Origin of the sequence: Nocardiopsis salina YIM 90010 (genome assembly GCF_000341025.1) — a bacterium.
Lineage (GTDB): Bacteria > Actinomycetota > Actinomycetes > Streptosporangiales > Streptosporangiaceae > Nocardiopsis > Nocardiopsis salina.
The window spans coordinates 1-4,746 of sequence record NZ_ANBF01000150.1 but is presented as its reverse complement, the minus strand read 5'-3'; the positions used below and the strand labels follow the sequence as shown (position 1 = coordinate 4,746).

Sequence of the window (4,746 nt, the reverse complement as noted above, 5' to 3'; positions counted from 1 at the left end):
ACTCGGCAGCCGCCCCGGCCAGCTCACCCACGTGCACGGTTCCGGCCGCACCGTAGACCAGCGCGACACCCATCAGGAAGATCGTCGATGTCAGCAGGTTGACGGTGACGAAGATCCGCCCCGCCCGGAGCCTCCCGAGGGCGCCCACCATGGCCAGGAGCCCGTAGGACGGGATGAGCATGACCTCGATGAACACGAACAGGTTGAACAGGTCCCCGGTCAGGACGGCACCGACCACACCCGCGTAGAGCACGAGCACCAGCGCGGGGAAGTAGGGCTTCATGTGGTCGCCGGTGGTAGCAGCGAACCACGAGCAGACCACCACCAGAAGTGAGCTGGTCCAGATCATGAGGGCGCTGAAGGCGTCCGCAACGAACGGGATGGCGATCCCGTCGTCCCACAGGGCCACGTTGTGGGAGAAGACCTCGCCGCCCCGTGTGAGCCACAGCAGATAGGAAGAGGCTGCCAACCCCAGGGCACCCGGGCTCAGGAAGAGTGTCGTGCGCAGCCATCCGCGCGGGGTGACCACGGCGAGCAGACCTGCCATGGCCAAGGGCAGCCCGGCGAACATCGGCAGAAGCGCGGTGTTCATGATGCGTCCTCTGTGTCGTCGTCGCTACCGGAGGCGGCGAGGGTGAGCATGTAGATCGCGATGGAGAACGCGATCACGATCGCTGTGAGTACGAACGCCTGGGGCAGCGGGTCGCCTGCCCAATCGGGCGGGTTGGTACCCAACAGAGGCTGGTCGCGGCGGAAGACACCGCCCGCGGACATGAGCATCAGGTTCGCCGCGTGGCCGACCAGCAGGAGACCGAGCACGATACGGACCATGCCGCGCTGCAGCATCAGGTAGACGCCTCCGGCGACCATGATCGCGACAGTGACAGCCAGGGTCATCGGGCACCTCCGGTGTTGGTTGTGTCCGCGCGGTCGTCGGTGGCTCCGGTCCTCTCGGGAACGGGGGCGTCACCGTCGCCGCTCCGGCCTGCCGACCCGTCGGGACGTTGCGTCGGGGCGGCCGGTTCCCCGACCCCGCCGTCGCTGTCCAGACCCAGTTCGTTGAGGGCGGCCAGGAGCACGCCCACCACGGCGAGGTAGACACCGACGTCGAAGATCAGAGCCGTTGTGAAGTGGTAGTAGTCGCCGCCGGGCAACGGGATCTCGGCGTGCAGCGGGAGCAGGAAGGACCCCTCGAAGAAGCCGAGCAGGCCCGAGCCCAGAGCGATGAGGATGCCGCTGCCGATGATGGCCGGGTAGGCCAGCCGGATCTTGGCCGCCGAGTCGCTGGAGGCTGCCAGGTAGAGCAGGGCGAAGGCCGAACCACCGACGAGACCGCCGATGAAGCCGCCGCCGGGCTCGTTGTGGCCCCGCGCCAGCAGGTAGAGCGACCAGATCACCAGAAGTGGCAGCAGGAACTTCGCGACCGTACGCATCAGCACGGTGTTCGGAGCCGAGCCGAAGGCCGGGTTGGACACCTGCACGGCGATCTTGCGCGCCTGGTGGACAGGGAGCAGCCCGCTGCTTCTGAGCACCGCGATGATGATGAGCCCGGCCACGCCGAGCACGACGAGTTCGCCCAGGGTGTCGAACGCCCGGTAGTCGACCAGGATCGTGTTGACGACGTTGTCGCCGCCGGTGTCCTCCGGCGCGTTGTGGAGGAAGTACTCCGCCGCCGGCGAGATCTCCCGGCGCCCCGTGAGCGCGAACGTCGCCGCACCGGCCACGAGACCGGTGGCGACAGCGAGCAGCGCCGTGAGTGTGGAGCGCTTGCGGGAGACCTTGTGGAAGCTCCGGGGAAGGCGCCGCAGCACCAGGACCGCGACCACGACCGTCAGAACCTCGACGAGCAGCTGTGTCAGAGCCACGTCGAAGGCGCCCAGGAAGAACAGCCAGAGCGCCGTCGTGAACCCGGCGACCCCGATGAGGGCCAGCGCCCCGAGCCGGGAACTGGTCACGGCCGCGCCGAGCNCCCCCAGCCAGTCCAGTGGCTCGGAGGTCTGCCCGGCCACCGGTGGCAGATCCAGCCCGATGGTCAGGACCGCCGCAGCGAGCACGAGGATCGTGATCACCGGAACACCCAGGTGGAATGCGATCGAGTCGGTGCGGGTCAGGTCGCCGACCCGGCGCCCGGTACGGATCGCGCCCCCGTGGATGCGCTCGAAGGCCGAGGGGCCGTCGAGCGGCAGCAGCGGACGCCCGGCGTAGGACTCCCCGGAGGCGGTGCGCCACACCAGCAGCGCACCGAGCCCGATGGCCAGTGCGGACATCGCCAGCTCGGGGTTGAACCCGTGCCAGAGCAACAGGTACGCGTCGGCAGCGGTGTGGGTGGTGTCCTCGGCGACCCCGTTGACGAGGGGGTCCAGGACCGGAACTGCCAGGCCGAGGACCACGCCGCCGAGCGCGGTGAGGCCGGCCGGGGCCCAGAAGGCCAGGGGGGCCTCGTGCACGCCGCTCTGCTCGGCCCTGCGGTCCCCTCGGGGCTCACCGAAGAACGCACCGTGCACGAACCGGAAGGAGTAGGCGAAGGTGAACGCGGCTGCGCCCACGGCCACCGCCCCGGCGAGCACGCCGGCCCACGGGCCGCCGGGGGCCTCCAGGAGCCCGGCGAACAGGTACTCCTTGCTGACGAAGCCCAGCAGCGGCGGGATGCCCGCCATGGACAGCGCCGCCAGAGTCGCGATCCCCGCGGTGACGGGCATCTTCTTGGCGAGACCGCCCAAGTCGCGCAGGTCTCGGGTGCCCGCCTCGTGGTCGACCAGACCGACCACCATGAACAGCGCCGACTTGAACAGTGCGTGTGCGACGGTGTGCGTGGCTGCGGCCACCAGCGCCTCGGGCGTGCCCACACCGATGATGGCGATGAGCAGGCCGAGTTGGCTGACGGTGGAGTAGGCGGCCAGGCGTTTGAGGTCGTGCTGTTGCAGGGCGAAGACCGCGCCGATCACGGCCGTGGTCAGGCCGAGGCCGATGAGCGCGGCGTTCCACACGAGCACGTCCGCGAAAGCGGGCGTGAACCGCATGGCCAGGTAGATGCCGGCCTTCACCATCGCTGCGGCGTGCAGGTACGCACTGACGGGCGTGCTGGCGGCCATCGCGTCGGGCAGCCAGTAGTGGAAGGGGAACTGCGCCGACTTGGTGAAGACGGCCACGATGACGAGCAGCGCGACCGAGGAGACGAACACGGGCTCCTGGGTCCACGCGGTGTCGGCCAGGATCGCGCTCAACTGGGTGGTTCCCGTTCGGACCACCAGCAAGGAGACAGCACCCAAGAGCGCGAGCCCGCCCATCGCGGTGAGCAGGAACGTGCGGATCGCCGGCCGGTCGGCACTGGGCCCGGAGAGTCCGATGAGGTAGAAGGACGCGATGGTCGTGAGCTCCCAGAACACGAAGAGCAGCACGACGTCGTCGGCCAGCACCAGACCCGTCATGGCGAACGCGAAGAGGGTCATGAGGAAGTAGAAACCGAGCCTGCGCCCCTTGGGGAAGTACCGGGCCGAGTAGGCCATGATGAGCGCGCCCACGCCGGTCACCAGGAGGGTGAACATCCACCCGAGGGTGTCCATGCGCAGGTGGAACTCCACGCCGATCTGCGGCATCCAGGGCACGGAGTAGGTCAGGGCCTCTCCGGAGCCGAGGATCTGGGGTGCCTGCGCGGCGACCAGTACGGTCACAGCGGTCATGACCGCCGCAGCGAACCAGCCGGTGTCACGCCCCATGAAGCGCTCTACCAGCGGGATGCTCAGTACTGTCGCCGCGAGCACCAGGATCAAAGTCAGCAGCACCACGCCACTGTCCTTTCACAACTTGCCACCACGCCCTAGACGACACAGCGGCGCCCGGAGGCACACGTGGTCAGGGCAGTGGCGGGATGATGGTGCGTCGATAGCGGAACCACCGGGCAGCACGTACCGTCGTCCGGTACTCCGACGGTGGTCGAGGGTGGGGGGATCAGCGGCATCCCGGCGGGCAGGCGGCGAGCTCGCCGTGGGCATTGGTGCCCCAAGAGGTCGTGTAGCCGTTGGTGCCGTGCGGACGGCAGTTGCCGACCGGGGGCTTCTCGGCCTCTGCGAACCGGCTGCGCCGCGTCGCGTGGGCGGCGCGCGGAGAGCGGTAGGAGGTACGCGCACGATGCCGACCATGGCTGTGCGTGGTGACCATCGTCCCTCCTCACCGGTCTCGTGTGAACGTCGCCGGAACTCTACCAATCACGCGTGACCGGATGAAGCGGGCGTCGCACCCGTCACAAGGCCCCGGTCTCTGTAGCCAGAGGCCGGATGAAATGGGATGATGGTCGATTGTGATGACCGAGAGTGCGCCCCGAGGCACCCACATCTACCGCACCCCCACCGGCGCGGAGGCGATCCGTTCCTGGTGCGAGGAGCGCCTCGCCGCCTGGCCCGAGCTGGAACACCTTCCGGTGGTCGAGACCTCCCTGGGCCCCACACGCGCTTTCCGGTCGCCCGGGGGCGAGGGCATGCCCGTGGTGATGCTGCCGGGGCTCAACCTCAACACCGCCACCAACATCGAGGTCCTGCGCGTGCTGGCCGCCGACCGCCCGGTGATCAGCGCGGACCCGCCCGGGCAGCCTGGCCTGAGCGGGGACGTGCGTCCCAAGGGCGACCGGATGGCCGCCTACGGTGCGTGGTTCGACGAACTCCTGCCGAAGATCACCGACGGGCCGGTGCTGGTGCTCGGCCACTCCCTGGGCGCGGCGATGCTCCTGGACTCCACGCCCTCGGACCGGGT

5 protein-coding genes are annotated in these 4,746 nt (G+C 69.1%); 1 reads left to right on the top strand and 4 read right to left on the bottom strand.

What is annotated here, in order from left to right:
- The 4 genes from D474_RS0116760 to D474_RS31120 form a co-directional block, all read right to left on the bottom strand.
- The coding region (locus D474_RS0116760; protein ID WP_017614697.1) for a proton-conducting transporter transmembrane domain-containing protein at positions 1-592 on the bottom strand (592 nt) is incomplete at its 3' end.
- Complete coding sequence (locus D474_RS0116755) at positions 589-897, bottom strand: sodium:proton antiporter (RefSeq protein WP_017614696.1); 309 nt, start codon at positions 895-897, stop codon at positions 589-591. The genes D474_RS0116755 and D474_RS0116760, both read right to left, overlap by 4 nt.
- Complete coding sequence (locus D474_RS0116750) at positions 894-3,785, bottom strand: DUF4040 family protein (RefSeq protein ID WP_017614695.1); 2,892 nt, start codon at positions 3,783-3,785, stop codon at positions 894-896. The genes D474_RS0116755 and D474_RS0116750 overlap by 4 nt, the downstream gene beginning before the upstream one ends.
- A 163-nt stretch (positions 3,786-3,948) precedes the next feature.
- Positions 3,949-4,158 (bottom strand): hypothetical protein, encoded by a 210-nt coding sequence (locus D474_RS31120; RefSeq protein ID WP_083931853.1) that lies wholly within the window; start codon positions 4,156-4,158, stop codon positions 3,949-3,951.
- A gap of 142 nt (positions 4,159-4,300) precedes the next feature.
- Between D474_RS31120 and D474_RS0116745 the strand changes: the two genes are divergently transcribed.
- Positions 4,301-4,746, top strand: a 446-nt coding sequence (locus D474_RS0116745) for an alpha/beta fold hydrolase (protein ID WP_017614694.1), incomplete at its 3' end; no start/stop codon positions are given.